Origin of the sequence: Hoylesella buccalis ATCC 35310, assembly GCF_025151385.1 — a bacterium.
GTDB lineage: Bacteria > Bacteroidota > Bacteroidia > Bacteroidales > Bacteroidaceae > Prevotella > Prevotella buccalis.
In genome coordinates, this window is record NZ_CP102287.1 from 1,212,861 (window position 1) to 1,228,162 (window position 15,302).

12 protein-coding genes and 1 riboswitch are annotated in these 15,302 nt (G+C 47.0%); all 12 genes read right to left on the reverse strand.

The annotated features are described in order from the left end of the window. Window positions 1–4: 4 nt before the first annotated feature. Window positions 5–1,984 carry a TonB-dependent receptor plug domain-containing protein gene (locus tag NQ518_RS05115; protein ID WP_227960615.1) on the reverse strand — a complete coding sequence of 660 codons (1,980 nt, stop codon included), beginning with the start codon at window positions 1,982–1,984 and terminating at the stop codon, window positions 5–7. Window positions 1,985–2,034: 50 nt separating this feature from the next. After that, a riboswitch (cobalamin riboswitch) is annotated at window positions 2,035–2,221 on the reverse strand. Between the two features lie 171 nt (window positions 2,222–2,392). Beyond that, window positions 2,393–3,169 (reverse strand): acyl-[acyl-carrier-protein] thioesterase, encoded by a 777-nt coding sequence (locus NQ518_RS05120; protein WP_227960614.1) that lies wholly within the window; start codon window positions 3,167–3,169, stop codon window positions 2,393–2,395. 295 nt (window positions 3,170–3,464) lie between these two features. After that, window positions 3,465–4,616, reverse strand: a complete 1,152-nt coding sequence (locus NQ518_RS05125; RefSeq protein ID WP_227960612.1) for an OmpA family protein — start codon at window positions 4,614–4,616, stop codon at window positions 3,465–3,467. 276 nt (window positions 4,617–4,892) lie between these two features. Next, window positions 4,893–5,438: a 2-oxoacid:acceptor oxidoreductase family protein gene (locus NQ518_RS05130; protein WP_227960610.1), complete on the reverse strand. Its 546-nt coding sequence runs from the start codon at window positions 5,436–5,438 to the stop codon at window positions 4,893–4,895. A gap of 21 nt (window positions 5,439–5,459) precedes the next feature. Continuing rightward, entirely contained in the window at window positions 5,460–6,227 is a 768-nt protein-coding gene (locus NQ518_RS05135; RefSeq protein ID WP_102696814.1) for a thiamine pyrophosphate-dependent enzyme, read from the reverse strand. A gap of 1 nt (window position 6,228) precedes the next feature. Beyond that, on the reverse strand, window positions 6,229–7,311 hold the full coding sequence (locus NQ518_RS05140) for a 3-methyl-2-oxobutanoate dehydrogenase subunit VorB (RefSeq protein WP_227207348.1): 1,083 nt from the start codon (window positions 7,309–7,311) through the stop codon (window positions 6,229–6,231). A gap of 4 nt (window positions 7,312–7,315) precedes the next feature. After that, window positions 7,316–7,549 carry a 4Fe-4S dicluster domain-containing protein gene (locus tag NQ518_RS05145; protein WP_227207350.1) on the reverse strand — a complete coding sequence of 78 codons (234 nt, stop codon included), beginning with the start codon at window positions 7,547–7,549 and terminating at the stop codon, window positions 7,316–7,318. Window positions 7,550–7,568: 19 nt separating this feature from the next. Continuing rightward, window positions 7,569–7,748: a tetratricopeptide repeat protein gene (locus NQ518_RS05150; protein ID WP_004348375.1), complete on the reverse strand. Its 180-nt coding sequence runs from the start codon at window positions 7,746–7,748 to the stop codon at window positions 7,569–7,571. Continuing rightward, the gene (gene folD, locus NQ518_RS05155; protein ID WP_227207352.1) at window positions 7,745–8,623 is read right to left on the reverse strand and encodes a bifunctional methylenetetrahydrofolate dehydrogenase/methenyltetrahydrofolate cyclohydrolase FolD; all 879 of its coding nucleotides are present in this window, start codon (window positions 8,621–8,623) and stop codon (window positions 7,745–7,747) included. Before folD ends, NQ518_RS05150 begins: the two co-directional genes overlap by 4 nt. Before the next feature lie 31 nt (window positions 8,624–8,654). Beyond that, the gene (gene ffh / locus NQ518_RS05160) at window positions 8,655–9,992 is read right to left on the reverse strand and encodes a signal recognition particle protein (RefSeq protein WP_227960608.1); all 1,338 of its coding nucleotides are present in this window, start codon (window positions 9,990–9,992) and stop codon (window positions 8,655–8,657) included. 617 nt (window positions 9,993–10,609) lie between these two features. Then, window positions 10,610–13,879, reverse strand: coding sequence for a family 16 glycoside hydrolase (locus NQ518_RS05165; protein ID WP_227960606.1), 3,270 nt, complete (start codon window positions 13,877–13,879; stop codon window positions 10,610–10,612). Between the two features lie 47 nt (window positions 13,880–13,926). After that, window positions 13,927–15,213 (reverse strand): Gfo/Idh/MocA family oxidoreductase, encoded by a 1,287-nt coding sequence (locus tag NQ518_RS05170; RefSeq protein ID WP_227960604.1) that lies wholly within the window; start codon window positions 15,211–15,213, stop codon window positions 13,927–13,929. Window positions 15,214–15,302: the final 89 nt, after the last annotated feature.

Sequence of the window (15,302 nt, forward strand, 5' to 3'; positions counted from 1 at the left end):
TTTTTTAAAATTGATAATTCATTGTTATTTGATATTGGATGCCAGGCATCGGATAGCCGGCCACAATCTCATATTGTCGGTTAAAAATATTCTTGACATCAGCCCTTACAGCCAAAGAATGGCGCCACACCTTAAACGTTCGGGCAGCCATGACGCCCCATTCCATGTAGCCTCCAATCTTGCTCTGGTCATGGTGTTCGTTGTTGCTCCAGTTACTGCTCACGCCCGAGGCATGCACGGTAAGGTTAACCCACGGATTCTCATAGGCCAACGACATACTGCCAGAGTGCAGGGGCATATAGGCTATTTGGTTGTTATAGTAAGGAGACGTTTTCAGTGTTCGGTTGGCTGCACGCTGAAAGCCATAACTGCCCGTGTACCGCAACACATGTTGCGGCACCAACTGACAAGCCGCACGAAACATGGCATCCAGCCCAAGGATGCGCACCTTACCTACATTGATATTGCTCCACACAAACATATTGTACGGCACAGCCACGATCTTGTCTTTCACATGGTTGAGATAACCGTCGAGTGAGGCCTCTATCCGCCAAGGCGACTGGTCATGCAGGAAGGTGAGTCCAATATTTAACTGATCGGTCAACTCGGGTTTTAAATCCTTACTGCCATAATGGTAGAAGTAGTTTTCATTGAACGTCGGAACCCTGAAGATGTTTTTATACGAGGCGCGCAGATACATGGCAGGCTGGTGGAGCAACTGATACGACAGAGAAACAGAGGGTGACAAGCGGCGCATGTCATCAGATCCGTCACCTTTACGGGCCCCATTGAAGTAAAGCGACCCCAACAAGCGGGCCAACACCTTGAAACGCTGTTGACGATAAGTGGCCGACAGCGTTTGCAACAGGGCCTGGCGATAGGGTTTCACATCATGCAATCGAGAGCTGTTGAGGTTGTTGAAGATGTAATCAACAGAATAATCGAAAGCCCATTGGCGGCTTGGAGCATACAAGACACATGCCGAGGTGTAGGCCTCGCGCTGCCAGTAATGCCCATCAACCACGCCATCTGGATAGTTGCCATTGCGATAGTTTGACGATGACCAATTGAACTTTCCCAACCACTTGAACGACCACTTGGGAAGGCTGGTGACCACATACTGCGCCTGCGCAAAGAAGTTTTGCGTGTGCAACGTCTCGTCACTCTCGTTGGTATAATACCTCACTATGCCGGGCAACTGCTGGCGGTTGTCGTAATAATACACCTTCGCCTTCAACTCATGATGGGATACCGGAAGCCACGACGCATTCAGCTCAGCATGACCAGTATTCATCCTACTGTTGGTGCGACGCTCACGAGTTACAACTGAAACGTTACGCAAGGTGAACGGATAGTCGTTCTCCGCATACACATACTCACCCAGGGCCGAGAGTGCCATGCGGGAAGACAGTTTCTGCTCGTACCGAACAAACGGACCCACATAGCCAAACGAGCCGACACGCAACTGTGACGTGACGTGCGGCGCAGCATCGTCAAATAGCATGGAGCGTGTTTCCAACAACAACAATGAGGGTACGCTGGCATTGCGCGCAGGAATGAAAAGCTGGTCGTTATCGCCTACCAGCAACGACAGGCTGCCCAGATTATCCAACGAATAGTGTGAGAGGTCTATCTCGCCATTCTGACTATTGTTCAATAAGATACCATCATAGCTCACCCCCGTGTGCTGTGTGCCGAAACCACGCACCGACACCGTTTTCATGCCACCAGCTCCACCGTAATCACGCAAGGTAATACCCGGTATACGGTGCAAGGCATCCGCCATCGTGGATACCCCCATGCGCTGCAAATCGTTGTGACCGAGCGTATGAAGCGGAGTAGTACTCTGCAGGGAGCGATGGCTGCGCAGGCGGGATACAACAACGGTATCCAACACATGAACCTGGTCATGTATCGAATCGTTCTGCGAAAAACCAGACAAGACACACGCGCACAACACGAATGTGATGACACACCTTGGCATGAAACAGTTTTACAATTAAATTTCATCTATTCGTCTTCCTCGAGTCCGAATAGGAACATGTTGCAACGGCAGGTCTTCTGACTTGCAACCCATCATGCAAACGCCTTCCCGAAAAATTGTCAGTGGCTTTGTGTTCGCATGCGCTGAAGGTTGCTCACAGCAGCGGGACTGTTCAGGACTTTCACCTGATTCCCTTTTTCATTCTATCCGTATAGAACCAATTGCAAATGCAAAGATACTAAATTCTGTCAGATTAAGACACGGAAAACATCAAAATAACAGAACATCCCCATCAATGTTCTGAACGAAAGCCCATGAGAGCCAAAATCAATAGCATAGAGATTGGGGTGCAAAGTCAATGGGTTTAGTGGCCAATATCAATGGGTTTGGACACCAAACTCATTGAGTTTAGCGGCGTGCTTGAAAAAAGAGTAATTTACACCTACAAACTTCCACTTCTTGAGGCGCTGCTTTTGCGTATTTGGTGATTCGCACACAGTATTCTTCGGAACCAGTCTGCTCCACATAAAAGGCCAATTCATCTCCGCCATAAGCCTCGGCCACATAGGCCACATCAATCCGCTTGAGCTGATGCGAGCGATGAAAATCCATGTTCCAGAGATCCATAACATGCTCAATATACTTCACGCTGTTGATGTGTCCGTTCATGTCGACATCACTATAACAAGTGCCGATGTTGCGTATCCGTTGGGCAGCGTCGGTCATCTTCACCCGAGAAGGCTTGTCAATGGGGCATGATTTTTCTACCTCAACATACTGACTGACAATTCCATCGTTGACGGTTTGGATGTCGGTGGGCTGGCGTGTGTCTGTATCAATCATGGCCCAAACGCTACGGCCATAGCCAAATACTTGTCCACCTTCGTCAACCACCGCAAAATTACGGTTGGTGAAGTATTTCATAACGCCCTCCACCCACGTTTCAACGTAGAACTTTTGATAAGCCGTGGGCATCTCTTCCAACTCGATGGCCAGACGAGAGAGCACCCAAGTTTTGTGAAGCGGATGGAGAATGGTCATGCCGTAACCACGTTCGTTGGAGTGGAAATCAGCGGCATTGAGCAGAATATTTCCCAAACGGCCAATGAACAGCCGCTGAGAGAAGTCGCAATGGAAGGGTTCTGACAGGAAGGAATAGCGTCCAACTTTATTTAATAGATTCATTTTCACGTTGTTGTTGATGTAGATGTTTCACAAACCCCTTAGGCTTAGGCGCGAAATAGGGGTTGCTATAGGATATAACCCCATGGGATGGACAAATATTTTATCATCCGCAAAATAATCTGCTTTGAAGACGAAGAAAGTAGTTTTCCTTACTTATTCGCTGTTAATGAAGGCATTTCTCATCCTTCCCATTGATGAAAAAAGGTAGCATGCGGGCTGTTGGCAGGGCACTAAAAAATCCCGATGCGCTATAGAAGAACATCGGGATTTGATGATATTTTAATCTTGTGGTTGCTTATTCAACGCTTGTATCGTCATTGAAAGTAGCCACACGGTTGAAGTCATATTCCTTGAACAGCTTGTCTGTCACGCCCATACCAACAACTGTCAAGCGGCTGGGAGCAATCTTATACTTGTCTACGAGCAAGTTCTTGACATTCTTAGCACGATTCTCTGACAGACGTTGGTTCAGCTCTGCAGGACCTTCCGGTGAAGCATAACCCTTGATGGTGATCTTAGAATCCTTATGATTCTTCATGTATTTGGCAATCATCTCAACGTTTGGCATCTGAGAACGGTCTACAACGCTCTGGCCAACACGGAAGAGAACCGTTGGTTGCAGGTTGGTTGCCGTAGCTGGCTTCACGTATACCGGCTTCTTGTTTTTGCACTCTTCAAGTGCTTTCTGAAGATCAGAAATTTGACGATCCTTGTTAGAAAGTTGTGCGTCTTTACCATTCAAGTCGCTACGAAGACTGTTGATTTGTGCATTTAAGCCATCAATCTCGGCCTGATCGCGAAGCTGTGCGATGGTGAAGTTGTTGGTTCCGTTAGAGTTCTTGAACTTGTAAACGAAACCAGCATTCAACTGTACTGCTGACTTGTTGATGTTGTACTCAATGGGTTGTGTACCATCACCGTTCAAAGCCCATACAATAGCTGGTTCTACATAGAACTGCCATGCCTTCTCAGTGCCCAAGTTGAACACGAAGTCAACAGCTGCTTTAGAGGTGAGGTTGTCGTGATTCATCTTCTTGTAAGCGTCAGTGTTGCCAAACAAGTGCCCCCAACCGAATCCATACAAACCAACCAACTCGAACGAACGAGGCTCACCAGTATATCCACCGAACCAATTACTGAGGTTTACAGTACCCAACAAGCTGGTGTTGAGTGCGCGTACAGCTGTACCGGTTGATGCGAGAGGCTTGTTAGAGAAGTAAGCATTGCTCTCTGCAGCCATACCAAAAACTGGCGTAAAATTGCGACCAATGCGAAGACCTGCATTGGGATTCAAGTTCTTCATCCAACTGTTTCCCGTTGTTTTGGTTGCAACTCCACCGTTAATACCAATATAAAAGTTGTCAAATGTCTTGCTTTCTGTTACAGTCTGTGCTGAAACAGATGCTGCCATGGCAGCTGCGGTAATAAGTAATCCTAATTTTTTCATTTACCTTAAATTTAATCAATTATAATGTTTTCGTTTCCTATTTGTACAGACAAAGTAAGAAAAAAAAACGATAACCTCCAAAGAAATGCGAATAATTTTGACATTTTATAGCATATACTTGACTTATATTTAGAAATAGTATTCATTTTTTTACATTTCCAATCTAACAATATGGTGCTAAAATGGCAAATGTATCGAAGTTGAAGAAGTAAAAAGAGCTGGCCGTAATCACTACGACCAACTCTGAAAAAAAATTAGAGAGTTATAAAAATCAAGTTATCTTTGTTTAGTAATGAGTTTCATTCCCATGTCAACAGCCTGCATGTTGAGCGGAATCATGTGATGGTGCCGCTCTGGCAAAGATTTGTAGAGAGCCTTCTGCAGCCCATCTGTACTGACCACGGGACATACTTTAAGAAGTCCACCCAGTACAATCATGTTGAACACCTTGGCGTTCTTCATCTCGGCAGCCTGCTCCACAGCATCGATACGATAGACCTGTATATCCGTCCTTGATGGTGGATTGACGATACCATTACCATCGTATATCAAGATGCCTCCAGGCTTTATCCTCGGTTGAAACTTGTCTAACGAAGGCTGGTTGAGCACAATTGCTACGTCATATTTACTTAATATGGGCGATGAAATGCGCTCGTCGCTCACAATGACCGTCACATTGGCCGTTCCGCCACGTTGCTCTGGTCCGTAAGCAGGCATCCATGTCACCTCTTTTTCTTCCATCAAGCCCGAATAAGCCAGGATCTTACCCATAGAAAGTACACCCTGTCCGCCAAAGCCCGATATGATAATTTCTGTCTTCATACGTTGTTTCCTCCTGTTTGGTTATAGGCCTGTATTGTCTTTCAGATCGCCCTTTGGATATTTATCGAACATGTTTTCGCGCATCCACTCATTGGCTTTAGCGGGTGAAACCTTCCATCCGCTGTTGCATGTGCTAACCATTTCAACAAGTGAAGACCCTTTTCCCTCCATCGAAGCAGTGAAAGCTTTCTTGATAGCCTTCTTCGCTTGGCGGATGGAAGCTACGGTATCTACACTCTGTCGTGTGACATAGCAGGTTCCTTCCAACTTAGAAGCCAACTCTGTGATGTTGAGTGGATAGCCATGTAGTTTGGGATCGCGTCCATAAGGACACGTGCTAGTCTTCTGACCCAAAAGGGTTGTCGGTGCCATTTGACCGCCTGTCATGCCATAAATGGCGTTGTTGATGAATATCATGACAATGTTTTCACCTCTATTTAATGCATGAATCGACTCGGCAGTGCCTATACATGCCAGGTCACCATCACCCTGATAGGTGAAAACCAAGCGGTCGGGCCACAGTCGTTTCACAGCCGTTGCCAACGCAGGAGCACGTCCATGTGGTGCTTCTTGCCAGTCTATGTCCAGGTAACGATAAGCAAAAACCGCACAACCTACTGGACATACGCCAACAGTCTTTTCCTCCATCTGCATTTCTGCAATGACTTCGGCCACCAATTTGTGCACAACACCGTGCGAACAACCAGGACAATAGTGCATGGTTGTATCGTTCATCAGTTCCGGTTTGGCATAAACCAGATTCTCGGGAGATATGATATCATTGTTCATCCTACAGTTCCTCCTTCAATGCTTTGACGATCTCTTCCGGTTCAGGGACGATACCACCGAGACGTCCGAAATGTTCTACTTTGACAGTATTGTTGATGGCTAACCGCACATCCTGCACCATTTGTCCTGCATTAATCTCGGCTACCAGCACACCCTTTTTGCCTTGTGCAGCCTCTGCGAGTTCTTTTTGCGGGAATGGCCACAAGGTTATCGGGCGGAACAAGCCGACCTTCAATCCTTCTTCACGTGCCAATTCAAGTGCTTTTTCGGCTATTCGAGCCGCACTACCAAAGGCTACGATGATATAATCGGCGTCTTCCATCTGCTGTGTTTCATATCTTACTTCCTTCTCCTGAATGGTGTTGTATTTCTCTTGGAGATGTAAGTTACGCTCTTCCATCACTTCTGATTTGAGTTCCAACGAAGTAATGATGTTCGGTTTGCGATTCTTTGTCCGCCCAACTGTAGCCCATGGGCATTCTTTCTTAATCTCCTCTTCGGTGCGACGGGGCTTGAATGGAGGTAGAACCACCTTTTCCATCATCTGTCCTATCACGCCATCACTCAGAATCATGGCTGGGTTGCGATACTTGAACGCCAACTCGAAAGCCAAATCAACAAAGTCTGCCATCTCCTGAACAGAGTTAGGAGCCAACACGATGACATGATAATCACCGTTTCCTCCACCTCTTGTTGCCTGAAAATAGTCACTCTGCGAAGGCTGAATGGTTCCCAATCCTGGACCACCGCGTTGAACATTGACAAACACACCAGGCAGTTCGGCGCCTGCCATGTAGGAGATACCCTCTTGCATCAGTGCTATTCCTGGTGACGAAGAGCTCGTCAACACGCGTTTTCCGGCACCAGCTCCACCATAAACCATATTGATAGATGCCACCTCACTCTCGGCTTGCAGCACCACCATCCCCGTGGTTTCCCACGGTTTGAGTACTGCCAGCGTTTCAATAATTTCGCTCTGGGGAGTAATGGGATAGCCGAAATAGCCATCAGCACCACAGCGAATCGCTGCGTTAGCAATAGCCTCGTTCCCTTTCATCAACACTATTTCTTGTTCTGCTGCCATCTTGTTACGCCTCCACTCGTTTTCTATAAACGGTTATACAACCATCCGGACAAACGATGCCGCATGCCGCACAACCCACACAATCATCTGGGTTCACGGCCTGTGCATATCTGTATCCGTGCGTGTTCACTTGTTTCTGAGCCAGTTCGATCACCTTTTGCGGACATGCCACCATGCAGAGTGAACATCCTTTACAGCGATCGGTATTCACAACTATGGCTCCTTTCATCTTGCTCATTGTATCCTGTTTTAGTTGTTTAAGGATTGTATGCATCCTTATTGTAAAAGCCCAGAATGTCTTCTACCATTTGTTTGGCTGCGACGGCGGGCGACTGGGGGTCCAACTCGATGGCCTCCAGATAGCAATTCAGTGCCATCTGCCAGTTTTCCTGCTGCCGATAGCGGTTGCCTTGCTGGTAGAATTCTTCTGCTGTCATTTGTAATATTCCTTTTTTGCCGCCGCTAACGTATTCTTCATCAGCGAACATATCGTCATGGGGCCAACCCCACCAGGTACAGGTGTGATGTAACTGCACTTTGGAGACACCTCATCAAACTTCACATCTCCATTGAGTCGGAATCCACTCTTACGCGAAGCGTCGGGCACGCGCGTGGTACCTACGTCAATCACCACAACTCCCTCTTTCACCATATCGGACCGAACAAAGTCAGGTTTGCCAACGGCTGCGATGAGAATGTCGGCCTGCCGACTCTCTTCTTTCAAGGCCTTAGAACTGGTGTGGCATATCGTCACCGTGGCATCGCCATACTGCTTTTGCATCATGAGCTGTGCCATGGGCTTGCCAACGATGTTGCTTCGACCGAGAACGACACATTTTTTCCCACTCATCTCAATGTTGTAATATTGCAACAGAGTGAGGATTCCCAGTGGTGTGGCCGAGATGAAACACGGAAGTCCTATCGACATGCGTCCCACGTTGATGGGATGAAATCCATCTACGTCTTTTTTGTAGTCAACAGCCATGATGATTTTCTGTTCATCAATGTGCTCGGGCAGTGGCAACTGCACGATAAAACCATCCACGTCTTCATCTTTATTCAGCTTGTCGACACACTGTAAAAGTTCTTCTTCGGTGACATCGTCCTCGAATCGAATCAAGGATGACTTGAATCCGCATTGCTCGCAAGCCTTCACCTTGTTCTTTACATACGTTTCACTGCCACCATCGTGACCCACCAATACAGCCGCCAAGTGAGGCTGTTTGCCGCCCTGGGCGACCATTGTTTTCACTTCTTCGGCTATTTCTGCTTTGATAGCAGCGGCCGTAGCCTTACCGTCTATGAGTTGCATTTCTGTTTTTTCCTCCTTCTATTCTAACTTATTATCTCATCTTCGGCATCCCTTTCATGCGGCTCATCATGCCTGCCATGCGGTTGCCAGTGACCATTTTCATCATCTTGCGCGTCTGGTCGAATTGCTTGATCAATCGATTCACCTCCTGAATGTCTGTTCCACTGCCTTTGGCAATGCGCTGACGGCGTGAAGAATTCAATATTTCAGGATTTGTACGTTCTTTCGGTGTCATGCTCTTGATGATGGCCTCGATACCTTTGAACGAATCGTTGTCGATGTCAACATCCTTGATTGCCTTGCCAACACCAGGTATCATGGCAGCCAAGTCCTTGATGTTACCCATCTTCTTGATTTGCTCTATCTGGTTGAGAAAGTCGTTGAAATCGAACTTATTCTTTTGAATTTTCTTTTGCAGACGCTTGGCTTCTTCCTCGTCAAACTGCTCCTGGGCACGCTCTACCAAGGAAACAATGTCGCCCATGCCTAAAATTCGGTCGGCCATACGCGAAGGATGGAACACATCGATGGCTTCCATCTTCTCGCCTGTACCCACAAACTTAATAGGTTTGGTCACCACCGTACGAATGGAAAGCGCGGCACCGCCACGGGTATCGCCGTCCAACTTGGTGAGTACAACACCGTTGAAGTCAAGTCGGTCATTAAATTCTTTCGCGGTATTCACGGCATCCTGTCCCGTCATCGCATCAACGACGAACAGGGTTTCGTCAGGATGAACAGCGTCTTTGAGGCGAGCTATCTCATCCATCATCTCCTCATCTACCGCCAAACGACCGGCCGTATCGATAATTACCACGTCATTGCCTTTGGCTTTGGCTTGCTGAATGGCTTGTTTGGCAATGGCAACCACGTCCTTGTTGTCGGGCTCACTGTACACCTCAACACCCACCTGGCCTCCAACAACCTTCAGCTGTTCGATGGCAGCGGGACGGTATACGTCGCAAGCAACCAGCAAAGGATTTTTCCGTTGCTTGCTCTTGAGCAGATTGGCCAGTTTCCCTGAGAACGTAGTCTTACCCGAGCCTTGCAGACCCGACATCAAAATGATGGCCGGTTTGGATTCCAACTGTAGTCCAACAGCCTCACCACCCATGAGCTCTGCCAGCTCGTCGTGCACGATCTTCACCATCAACTGACCCGGTTTCACGGCTGTGAGCACATTCATGCCCATGGCCTTTTCCTTAACCCGGTCGGTGAAACTCTTGGCCACCTTGTAGTTAACGTCAGCATCCAACAATGCACGCCGCACGTCTTTCAGCGTTTCGGCAACGTTAATCTCGGTAATTTTTCCTTCACCTTTTAGTATTTTAAAGGATTTTTCTAGTCTATCACTTAAATTCTCAAACATTGTTTTATGTTGTTTCTATATAATTATTTTCTTGTTTGCCTGCATCGTTGAAACCAATCCCCACTGCGAAGTGGAAAAGAACCAGACAATTACGCAGCGAATGATGCGTGAGGCGTATTCATAAATATGTTGGGGAAACGACAACTTGATGGTACTGGCAATAATCTAACTGATGTCAGCCGTGGCGTAAACACTCCGTACAAGCACCCTCCACCCCTCTTGCAAAAGTAATATATTTTTTCGATTCTCCAAGTGATTTAGCTTAAATTATCAAGTAAAAATTGTCCTTTTGTACAAATTATATCCAGCGTACAAATCGGTATGTTTTTCCATCTTCGACAAGCACTCATAGGGCTTTGCTTTCAATAGCATAGAGTTTGACCTCCAAAGTCATTGAGTTTGGCATCCAATAGCATTGAGTTTGGCATCCAATTACATTGAGTTTGAATGAGTAAACCAAATTACCTGATTATCAATACAATACGAACTCTAAAAAATTCTCACCTACCTATCGGGAACTCGCTTGTACGCAACTGGTCACAGGAATGAAAAAAGAAAGCCGGTTCCATGACCCATGCACGGAACCGGCTGATGTTTGTCTTCGTTGACAGCGAATACTATCTTCTTCGTGTTCTTGATTTTGACGTTTTCTTGTTCTTGCTTAAATCCAGAATGCGGACATTGCGGAACTTCACACCCTCACCATGACCGCAGAAGCTGATATAACCATCCTTATTGAACAGTCCGGGGTGATTTTTCTTGTCAACCGTATATGGATTCACTTTTCCACCATCGGGGGCTACATTGTGGCCTTGACAGGCTTCACGAATATTGCCATCAAGTATCACCTCGCCATTCACTGTAACGGTGATGCGGTCGCCAATGGCACGAATTTCTTCAACGTTCCAGGTTCCCAAAGGACCGAACTTGACATGTTTCGGCACAATGATACCATAAACGGCACCATGCTGTTGATAGTCATGTAAGCCTTTGTAGATGGGGTCATCATGGTCGAGCACCTGAATCTCCATGCCATCGTAGGCAGCATCAACACCGTGCTTGGTACGAATGCCTATGCCATTGTTGACTCCCGGCTTCACAAAACTAAATTCAAAGCGGTAGATAAAGTCGCTATACTTCTTCTTTGAATAGAGGTTTCCACCGGCTCCGTACTTGGCACTTACATAAATATTGCCATCCACGGGAACGTAATTGATGAGATTTCCTTCCCACTTGTCGAGCGAACGGCCATCGAACAGTACTTCGTAACCTTCTTCTTTCTCTTCTTTTGACAAGGTAAATACAGGGGTAGAAGGCAGTTTGTGTATCATCAGATTACGAATCTGCATTTCCTCTTCTCCACCCATGAAGAAAATTTGTCCAACGGTTTTGATTGGCAAACGGGTCGGGGTGTTCTTGATGATGACATTCTCAGCAACCACACGCCCATTCGATTCAATCAAAAGTCGGTCGTTAACCAACCGTACATGTAGCGTATTCCACTCACCGAGCTTTGCGTACTGCTCAACAGCCACGAGCTTACTGTCGGCAGCATGCACAAACTGTGCACCCGTAGCGCCATCCAGTACCACCTCTGGCATAGAGCGCAGATACAGCATCCCTTTGCCCTTGGTTCGCCAGTCCACGTACAGGTCGACATTTTCGAAAGTGTCGCCACTGCCCACAGAGGCCTTGCCTATGCACTTGCCGTCAACCACTTCATTCATAAAGCCATCCGACTGCCACTTGCCCAACAATCCTTTGATTTCATCAATGGCATATCCAGCATCGGCATCTTCGGTCTTGGCACTGAAAATGTCCTTGGCTTTGTTGAGCCATGTCTTGGTGGTTTCGCCACCTTGCAGGGTTTTGTTTTTAGCAATAATGGTCTTCACAACGGTTGCAGCCTGATAGGCATTCTCTTTCTTATCGAGATATTTTGCGGCAAGCGTTAATGCAGGCAGCTCATAAATGCTACCCAACGCCGACAGATAGCTGTTGACAACCGAAACCGATGGGTTCATTTCGAGGGCCCGACGATACAACAAATACCTTTCCATGCCATTGAGTGACGAACGTTTGGTCAGTGTCAAGGCACGCTTCAACGCCTGGTCTTTTCGAGTGGCCGTTGTTGATGCAATCTGGTCAAGCACGTCTATCACCGATTCGTTGTCAATTTTCAACAAAGAATTGAAGGCTTCATCGGCCATAGAAGGATTCTGGTAGTGGAACTCTATCACCAGCCGACGGATGGCCTGTTGGTTGCCTGCCTGTGCCAGCATAGGATAATAGAGTTGCAGATGATTGGTTTTGTCCAATCGTTTTTGGATGGCAGCGAACTGTTCAGCAGACGACTGCTGATGGAGTGCATACAAAGCGGCTTTCTGCAAATGTGGAGCCGTGGCAGCATCAGCACGTTCCAGCATTTCGCACAAAGGTTCGAAATGTTGATAGTCAGAAATGCTACCCAGTGCCTCATAAGCGGCAGTCTTTACAACAGCATTTTGTGAAGAGGTCAGTCGCAACACCTCGTCGTAAGCCTGATACATGCGGCGTTCAGCAATTAATTTCAGTGCTTGAGCCTGTACAGACGCATTGCTATTGCCCAGTGCCTTGAGGGCCTCGGCTTGGATAGAGCCTTTGAATGACTTGAGTACCTGTAGCGCTTGGTCGGCTTTCGGGCCACCCAACAATGCCATCAGTCCTTGCAATGCCTGCGGTCCACCTATCTGACTGGCGGCATGGATGGCTGCATTGGAGAGTTCATCATTGCTGCTCATCATCTTCTTGAGAACAACCTCAATAAAATTCTGTTGTTTATTGTTGCCCAACCAACGAACCACGTCTATCTGAGCAGGCACCGAAAGTCGGTCAATCTGATTGGAAACGGCTTTGAAAATGCCATTTCCAGCGCATTCTTCAGCCATGGCCAAAGCTGTATTCCGATATTGCACATCCTTATCTTTCAAGGCCTTGAGCACTTCTGACGTTGCTTTTGAACCAGAAGTCTTCAGCAACAGTTCCAACGCGGCACAACGAATAGCTGGCCTTTGTTGCTTTACCAACTGCTTGGCAGCCTTGCCTACCCATTTAGGGTCATTGCTTGCCAGGTGGGTTAGCAGCTGCATGTAGGCGTCGGTTGCATGTGTTGGTTCGTATTGATAACCAACAGATTTGGCCTGTTTGCCCAACACTTTGGCGGCTTTCGTAGAGCCATTGATCACCAAGGCCTTGTAAATTTCATTCAACGTCTGTGAATCTGCCCCGGGAATCCATGACAAGAGCATCGGTTCCAATGCGGGTGATACCAACTGACGTGTCGTGATGAGGTGAGCCAGTGTCTGCTTTGGCAAGTTCGACTTGGGCAGCCAGCCTATCAAGTATTGATCAATACCTGGGGTTGTAGCCAGCGCACTCATGGCAAACGGCTGCAGGTAGCTGTCATTAAGATATGCCTCGAACACGGCAACATCAGCTGCTGTGGCGAGTTTTTGTATCTGCGTAATCAAGAAAGCCTGCAAAACCTGATCCTTAGAAGTACGCAATGCCTGAATCAAACCCTCTTTCACGCCAGCCCGAAGATTGGCTTTGTCGGGTCGGGTTACATAGTCTACCACGCCATTGACAGCATATTCATAGGCAGCATTAGCGCCTTTGCTGATTGGACCGAATAGCCCTACCAACGACTTGATGCCATCCGCACCCGTCTGGGCCATCTCTTCCATTACCTGGTTGAAGGTCTCAACATTGTTAGCGGGCAGCTGCGCCAATCCGTCAGCTATGATGGTCGAGGCTACTCTGTTTCTTTGGTCTGTCCCTTGCGAATGACCAACGGTGCATATACACAAGAGCAATAATACAAGTATATGATATTGAAGCTTTTTCATGTTTATTTGATTGATTAGATTGTCAATTCATTTATCAACTAGGAACCTTAGAAATTCCATCCTTTACGCATGGGTTGATTGACCAAAGCATTGGCGGCATCATCTCCAATGAACAACTGTGTCTTGGGATCGAATGCCAATTCCTTGCGATTCAAGCGCAAAGCCACGGTTGCCATGTTGACCAATGTGCAGCTATGGTGGCCATTCAGTTCGTTAAGTGCAAACTTCTTTCGGGTGCGAATGCAATCCAGGAAGTCGGTGTTCTGCGGTTCTGGATCAGGATATTCGGCGAGCTTGTTCATCACGTCTGGTATGGTGCATTCAAAACCTTTATATACCTTACCCTTCGGACCTTCGATATACGGCACCTTTCCCTTGCTTTCGTAGCCTTCACCCTCAAGCACAATTTGGCAACCATCAGCGTAAGTATAGGTAATCTTACGCCAGATTCCTACTGCATCGTAATGCTGCTGAGGTGCATCCACTTCCACTTTTACGGGTGAGGTATTGTCCTTGCCTAAGAAATATTGGATGGGATCAAGGTAATGCTGCCCCATGTCAGTGAGTCCACCGCCATCATAATCCCAATATCCTCTAAACGTTTGATGTACACGATGGGCGTTGTAAGGCTTGAAGGGAGCCGGACCTAACCACATGTCATAATCCAACTCTTGTGGAACTGGTTGTGGTTGCAGATTGTCTTTGCCAACCCAATAGAATTTCCAGGTAAAGCCTGTCGCACCAGACACAACAACTTTCAACGGCCAACCCAACATTCCACTTTCCACAAGTTTCTTCAAGGGCTGTACGGTTGTGCCCAGTCCATAGAACGTATCCGTAAACCTGAACCATGTATTCAACCTAAATATACGATTATAACGTTGCATGGCTTCTACAACCTTTCTACCTTCTCCTATGGTACGGGTCATGGGTTTTTCGCACCAAACATCCTTTCCAGCCCTTGCTGCCTCAACTGCCATCAATGCATGCCAATGAGGTGGAGTGGCAATGTGCACGATATCCACGTTGGGATCACGGATTAAGTCACGGAAATCATGGTAAGTGGTGAGTGTAGTTCCAAATTTCTTCTTGCCTAAATCAACGGCTTGCTGCAAATGTTTTTGGTCAACATCACAGACTGACACTAATCTACAGGCTTCGGAACTCGTGAAATGGTAAGACGACTTGCCTATTCCTCCCACACCAATGATTCCTTTTGTTAACTGGTCACTGGGTGAAATAAATCCATTCCCACCCAAGACTTTACGCGGAACAATCGAAAAAAGCCCAATTGTCCCCAATGTTTTCAAGAACGTTCTACGGTTTGTCTTCATGATAAATATCGGTATTTAATGATTTTCATCGCAGTGCCGAACGACACCGAGTACATGATTTCTCTGCAAATATACTAATTTTTAAGGTC

What these genes read in the sequence shown, in the direction of transcription:
- NQ518_RS05115 (WP_227960615.1), bottom strand. Translation starts at nt 1,984, where the DNA reads ATGCCAAGGTGTGTCATCACATTCGTGTTGTGCGCGTGTGTCTTGTCT.
- NQ518_RS05120 (WP_227960614.1), bottom strand. Translation starts at nt 3,169, where the DNA reads ATGAATCTATTAAATAAAGTTGGACGCTATTCCTTCCTGTCAGAACCC.
- NQ518_RS05125 (WP_227960612.1), bottom strand. Translation starts at nt 4,616, where the DNA reads ATGAAAAAATTAGGATTACTTATTACCGCAGCTGCCATGGCAGCATCT.
- NQ518_RS05130 (WP_227960610.1), bottom strand. Translation starts at nt 5,438, where the DNA reads ATGAAGACAGAAATTATCATATCGGGCTTTGGCGGACAGGGTGTACTT.
- NQ518_RS05135 (WP_102696814.1), bottom strand. Translation starts at nt 6,227, where the DNA reads ATGAACAATGATATCATATCTCCCGAGAATCTGGTTTATGCCAAACCG.
- NQ518_RS05140 (WP_227207348.1), bottom strand. Translation starts at nt 7,311, where the DNA reads ATGGCAGCAGAACAAGAAATAGTGTTGATGAAAGGGAACGAGGCTATT.
- NQ518_RS05145 (WP_227207350.1), bottom strand. Translation starts at nt 7,549, where the DNA reads ATGAGCAAGATGAAAGGAGCCATAGTTGTGAATACCGATCGCTGTAAA.
- NQ518_RS05150 (WP_004348375.1), bottom strand. Translation starts at nt 7,748, where the DNA reads ATGACAGCAGAAGAATTCTACCAGCAAGGCAACCGCTATCGGCAGCAG.
- folD (WP_227207352.1), bottom strand. Translation starts at nt 8,623, where the DNA reads ATGCAACTCATAGACGGTAAGGCTACGGCCGCTGCTATCAAAGCAGAA.
- ffh (WP_227960608.1), bottom strand. Translation starts at nt 9,992, where the DNA reads ATGTTTGAGAATTTAAGTGATAGACTAGAAAAATCCTTTAAAATACTA.
- NQ518_RS05165 (WP_227960606.1), bottom strand. Translation starts at nt 13,879, where the DNA reads ATGAAAAAGCTTCAATATCATATACTTGTATTATTGCTCTTGTGTATA.
- NQ518_RS05170 (WP_227960604.1), bottom strand. Translation starts at nt 15,213, where the DNA reads ATGAAGACAAACCGTAGAACGTTCTTGAAAACATTGGGGACAATTGGG.